The sequence below is a fragment of the Inquilinus sp. genome, from assembly GCF_057815775.1.
Window position 1 is genome coordinate 1 of the sequence record NZ_JBYRFX010000889.1, and the last position, 6057, is coordinate 6057.

Sequence of the window (6057 nt, forward strand, 5' to 3'; positions counted from 1 at the left end):
CGCCGAGGAACCAGGCGAAGGCGCGCGCTGCATCGGATTTCCACGCGGCGTCGCCATCAGCGTGCCATGCCGCCAAGCAGGCAGAAATCGTCGCCGCGGCCTCCAGTGGTTGCTGGTCGAAAGCCTGCGGCAGCGACCGCCTGGTGCCGAAGCCGGATGAGCCGATCGGCCGGAACAGGCCGGCCGGTGTCGTCTGGAGCGACATCAGCCAGCGCAAGGACCTGAGGCCGGCATCGACATAGGTGGGCGCATGGGTCGACATTCCCGTGGCGATCAGGGCCTGAGGCAGGCGTGCATTGTCATAGGTGAGCCCGTCCTCGAACCATACCCAATCCGGGGTCTCGACCGCCGCCAGGAGGGACATCAGCCGGTCCGCGAGGTCGTGGCGAATCCGCTTGGCCAGGGTGTCCTCGGCGACCACGGCGCAATAGGCGTCCAGCCCGAGCAGCGTAAAGGCCCAGGCGCGGGGCGAGCGGAAGTCCTCGATCGACGGCAGCGCCTCGGCAAACAGGGCGATGGCCCAGCGCCGCCGCGATGCGCTGGCGCCGCTGCGGGCGCATTCGCCCAGGGCCCACAGCGTTCGCCCATGGCTGTCCTCCGAGCCGCGATCCTCAAGCCAGCGCCGGTCGAAGCTCATGAAGTTGCGGAACCGCTTGGTATCGGGATTCCAGGCATGCTGAATGAAGGCGGCAAGCCGAGCCGTCAGCGGCTCCGGCAGACGCGCCTCGCGTGGATGGTTCAAGGCGCAGGCCACCAGCAGGGCGCGGGCATTGTCGTCGACGCAGTAGCCATGGGCCCGGTCGGGCACCGAGTGGACCGCGTGCTGGAACAGCCCGGTGTCGTCGCACATGGACAGGAAGTGGCCGAGCTGCATCTCCGGCGCAGCGACGCCGTCCGTCGCAGGTGTGATCTGGCCGGGCCGCTCGATCACCCTCAGGCGCTGGACCGGCCGGGCCCGCTCGAATACGGCCAGGTAGCGGTCCGCGGCCCGCGGCCAGGTCATCGACCGGCTGCTGGCGTAGGCGCGCCTGCGCATGGCCTGCCGCCGATCATCGTCGGTCAGCAGCGCCGCGATCTCGCGGCCGATGGCCGGCGCATCACCGAATGGAACCAGGATGCCGCGGCCGTCGGCCAGCAGTTCCTGCGCGTGCCAGTAGGGGGTCGAGACCACCGCCTTGCCCAGCCCGAAGCTGTAGGCCAGGGTGCCCGACGTCATCTGCGCCTCGCTGAGATAGGGCGTGACGTAGACGTCGCACATGGCGATGAAGTCGAGCAGCGTGGTCCGATCGACGAACTGGTCCAGCAGCACGACATGATCTTCGACGCCACGGTTCCGCACCCGCGCTGCCAGGCTTTCGCGGTAGGCCTCGCCCTGATCGCGGATGAGATTGGGATGGGTCGCACCGAGCACGACATAGACCGCATCAGGCCGGCTCTGCAGGATCAAGGGCATGGCATCGATCATGATTTCGATGCCCTTGTTGGGGGACAGCAGGCCGAAGGTCAGGATGACGGGCCGCCCGGCGAAGCCGAATTTGGCCTTCGCCTGGTCGGGCTCGACGAAGGCGACGTCGGGAATGCCGTGCGGGATGACGTCGATCTTGTCCGCCGGCACCGCATACATCGTCAGTAGCAACTCGCGGCCCTTCTCGGCCATGACGATGACCCTGGCCGACAGGTCGATGATCCGGGCGAGCACGCGGCGTTGCACCGGCGTCGGCTCGGCCAGCACTGTGTGCAGCGTGGTGACGATCGGCATGGTCAGCCGCGACAGCAGCGCCAGGATGTGAATGCCGGCCTCGCCACCGAAGATGCCGAATTCATGTTGGAGCGAGACCACGTCGAACCGGCCGGCATTCAGGAAATCGGCCGCCCGCACGTAATCTTCGATGGTCTCATCGCCGACCTGCAGGCGAACGGCGGCCGGATAGTCGTGGGCGTGGCCATGATCGTTCATCACCACGATCGAGGTCTCGATTTCCGGATTCGAGGTCGCGACCGCCTGCTGCAGGTCGGTGGTGAAGGTGGCGATCCCACAACGGCGCGGCAGCGAGTTGCCGATGAAGGCCAGGCGAGTCAGCTGGGTCACGGCAGCGCCTCCATCGAGGGGGCCGGCGGCACGGACGCAATACCGGCCGCCCGATCAAATGCTCGGCAGCCGCAACGATAGCCGGCCCCGGATCGCCGAAGGCAGACTCGGAAAATACTCAGGGTCGGGTCTGCTTATTTTCCTGCGAGGGCAGGGGATCATCGCTTGAGGTCGTTACCGCTGCCCGCGACGGGCCGGTCCTTACAAGACGGCCACGCCATCGAGCGCTCGCTGAATGGCCTGGACCAGGTCGGTCTCGCGGAACGGTTTCCGCAGCACCACCGCGTCCGGCCTCAGCGCCTGGACGGTGGAAAGCTCGCCACCGACAAACACATGCGGAACCGGGCCAGTCCGGAGAATCTGCTCGACGGCCGAGATGCCGTTGCCGTCGCTCAGCCGCACATCGACGATCATCAGATCCGGCCGGCAGTGAAGCGCGGCCGCCACCGCACCGGCCTCTGTGGCCTCGATGGCGCAGACCTCATAGCCGATTCCAGCGAGCACCTCGGCCAGCAGCATGGCGATGATGGCTTCGTCCTCGACGATCAGGACGCGGAGCGCTCCGATCTGGTCCACTTCGCCTCCGGCAGTGCCACGGTTTGTCGATGTCTCCGACCATAGAGGCAGGACGCCATCCGAGGCAGGCTCGGAAACTACGCAGCCACACCTTGCCGCATCGAACCGATGTGCTGCGCATCATCGCTGCCGGGATGTGTGATATCGTCGGGGCGGTCCTCCCGACGGGAGGCAATCCTATGAGACACATGCAAAATGGCGGGACGCCGTCCGCAGCGGGCTGAAGCGGCCCGGCCGCGACCGAGCCGGCACGCCTCGCAGGCGCGATCCGGGGACTTCCCGATCGTCGGCATCGGCGCTTCGGCCGGGGGACTTGAGGCCTGCGGCAAGCTGGTGGACAGTTTGCCCGCCGAGACCGGCATGGCCTTCATCCTAGTCCAGCATCTCGATCCGACCCATGAAAGCATGATGGTGGATCTGCTGGCTGGCCACACGGCGATGACCGTGCGGCAGGCCACGGATGGGATGCCGGTCGAGCGCGAGCATTTCTATGTCATTCCGCCGGGGCATTATCTGTCGGTCGCTGATGGCGTCCTGCACCTTTCGCCCCCCCCGGCACGTCACGGCCTGCGCCTGCCATTCGACTTTCTGCTGCACTCCCTGGCGGAAGAATACGGCCCGCGCGCCGTCTGCGTGGTCCTGTCGGGAACCGGGGCCGACGGCAGCCTCGGGCTGAAGGCGGTGCAGGCCAAATCCGGCCTCGTCATCGCCCAGGCCCCGGACGAAGCCGGCTATGACGGCATGCCGCGCAGCGCGATCGCGACGGGTGTGGTTGATCTCGTGCTTCCGGTTGCCGGGATTCCCGATGCCCTGGCCGAGCACGGCCGGAGGCTGAATTCCGCTCACGGAACTGACCGTCTGGCGCTGGCGGACAAGGCGCAGGCCTGGTTTCCGCAGATCATCGACCTCCTGCGCACCAGGACTGCCTATGATTTCACGCTGTACAAGCCGGGGACGCTGCAGCGCCGGATGGAACGGCGGATGGCGATGGCCGGGATTGAGGCCGATGACATGGAGCGGTATCTCGACACCGTGGGCCGCGACTCCCGCGAACTCGAGCTTCTCGCCAAGGACCTGCTCATCAACGTCACCAGCTTCTTCCGGGATCCGAAGGTGTTCGATCTGCTGGCGGCGAAGATCATTCCCGACCTGGTCCGCGGCCAGCCGGCCGATCACCCGCTGCGCCTCTGGATCGCCGGATGCAGCACGGGCGAGGAGACCTATTCCCTCGCCATGCTGTTCCGCGAGCAGATCACCGCGGCGAAGCACAACGTCAAGCTGCAGGTCTTCGCCTCCGATGTCGACCCCGACGCGGTCGCGAAGGCCCGCGAAGGCCTCTATCCCGAAACGATCGAAGCGGATGTCTCGCCGGCGCGGCTGGCCCGCTTCTTCTCGAAGGAAGACCACGGCTACCGGGTGTCGCCCGAGCTGCGCGCCGCGGTGGTCTTTACCGTCCAGGACGTCCTGGCCGACCCGCCCTTTTCGCGCCTCGACCTGGTGTCCTGCCGGAATCTGCTGATCTATCTCCGCCCCGAGGCGCAGGCGAAGGTCATCTCGCTGTTCGACTTCGCGTTGCGCGAGGGCGGCGTCCTCCTGCTCGGCGGTTCGGAGACGATCGGCAATGCCGACAGCCGGTTCGACGTGATCTCCAAGCCGGAGCGGCTGTATCGGCATGTCGGCCGCGGCCGGCCGGGCGATTTTGGCTTGCCGGCAGGGGCCGGCGATGGTGTGCGGGTCCCGACGCGCCCGGGCCAGGGCCCGGTGCCGTCGCGCCAGGCCGTGCTCGCCGATCTGTGCCGGCGGCTGGTGATGGAGGCCTACGCGCCGGCGGCGGTCCTGATCAACCGCAAACACGAATGCCTTTATTCCCTGGGGCCGACCGACCGCTATCTGCGCATGGCGCCGGGCCACCCGACGCATGATCTGCTGGCGATGGCGCGCGAGGGCCTGCGCACCAAGCTGCGTGCGGCGATCCAGCGGGCCAGCCACGAGAACACGCGCATTGTCGTCAGTGGCGGCCGGACCGACCACGACGGCGCCGCCGGTTCGTTCAGTATCGCCGTGCAGCCGGTCCTGAGCGAAGGCGAGGAACTGCTGCTGATCTGCTTCGTCGACGAACCGAAGCGGGAGCGCGGAGCGGGCCGCCCCGGTGCTCCGGGACGCGGGCCTCGGGTCGCCGAACTCGAGCATGAACTCGATGTCACCAGAACGGAGCTCCAGGGCGCCATTCGCAACCTCGAGATTTCGAGCGAGGAACAGAAGGCGATCAACGAAGAGGCCCTGTCCGTCAACGAGGAATACCAGTCGACGAATGAGGAACTGATCACGTCGAAGGAGGAATTGCAGTCGTTGAACGAGGAGCTGACGGCGCTGAACAGTCAGCTCCAGGAAACGCTAGAGCGGCAGCGCACCACCTCCAACGATCTGCAGAACGTTCTCTACAGCACCGACGTGGCGACGCTGTTCCTCGACACCGCCCTCAACATCCGGTTCTTCACCCCCGCGACCAAGTCGCTGTTCAATGTCATTCCTGGCGATGTCGGCCGGCCGCTGGCAGACCTCAGTTCGCTGGCGGCGGACGGTGCCCTTCTGACCGATGCCCGCACGGTGCTGCAGGCCCTCGCGCCGATCGAACGGGAGATCGAAGCGCAGAGCGGCGCCTGGTATCTCCGGCGCATCCTGCCTTATCGCACCCAGGACAATGGGGTCGAGGGCGTCGTCATCACCTTCGCCGACATCACAGAGCGCCGGCATGCGGCGGATGCGCTGGAGGCGGCCCGGCGGCAGGCGGAGCAGGCGACCGTCGCGAAGTCGCGCTTCCTTGCCGCCGCGAGCCACGACCTTCGCCAGCCGTTGCAGACCCTGACCCTGCTGCAAGGGCTGCTGGCGAAGAACGTCGAGGACGACAAGGCCCGGAAGCTGGTCGCCCGGTTCGACGAGACCTTGGGCGCGATGACGGGCATGCTGAATGCGCTGCTCGACATCAACCAGATCGAAGCCGGGACTGTAAACGCCGAAAGCGTCCAGTTCCCGATCAATGACCTGCTGGAGCGGTTGAAGGACGAATTCACCTATCATGCGCAGGCCCAGCGGCTCGCCCTGCATGTGGTCCCGTGCGGCCTGTCGGTCGACACGGATCCGCGCCTGCTGGAGCAGATGATCCGCAACCTGTTGTCGAACGCGTTGAAATACACCAAGCAGGGCAAGGTGCTGCTCGGCTGCCGCCGGCGCGCGGGGACGCTGAGCATCGAGATCTGGGACACCGGGGTCGGCATCCCCGGTGGGGAATTGCAGGCGATCTTCGAGGAGTACCACCAGCTCGACAACGCCGCGCGTGAGCGGAGCCGCGGGCTTGGCCTGGGCCTGTCCATCGTGCAGCGCCTGGGACATCT

3 protein-coding genes are annotated in these 6057 nt (G+C 66.9%); 1 reads left to right on the forward strand and 2 read right to left on the reverse strand.

Annotated features, from left to right (window positions below; translation table 11 throughout):
* Together AC3XYG_RS31840 and AC3XYG_RS31845 are read right to left on the reverse strand one after the other, a co-directional pair.
* Window positions 1–2089: glycosyltransferase (locus AC3XYG_RS31840; protein ID WP_489143902.1), on the reverse strand; the 2089-nt coding region annotated here is incomplete at its 3' end.
* Window positions 2090–2290: 201 nt separating this feature from the next.
* Window positions 2291–2665, reverse strand: coding sequence for a response regulator (locus AC3XYG_RS31845; protein ID WP_489143903.1), 375 nt, complete (start codon window positions 2663–2665; stop codon window positions 2291–2293).
* A 195-nt stretch (window positions 2666–2860) separates the two neighbouring features.
* Here AC3XYG_RS31845 and AC3XYG_RS31850 point away from each other — a divergent pair.
* Window positions 2861–6057 (forward strand): chemotaxis protein CheB (locus AC3XYG_RS31850; RefSeq protein WP_489143904.1); only part of this gene is annotated, 3197 nt, incomplete at its 3' end.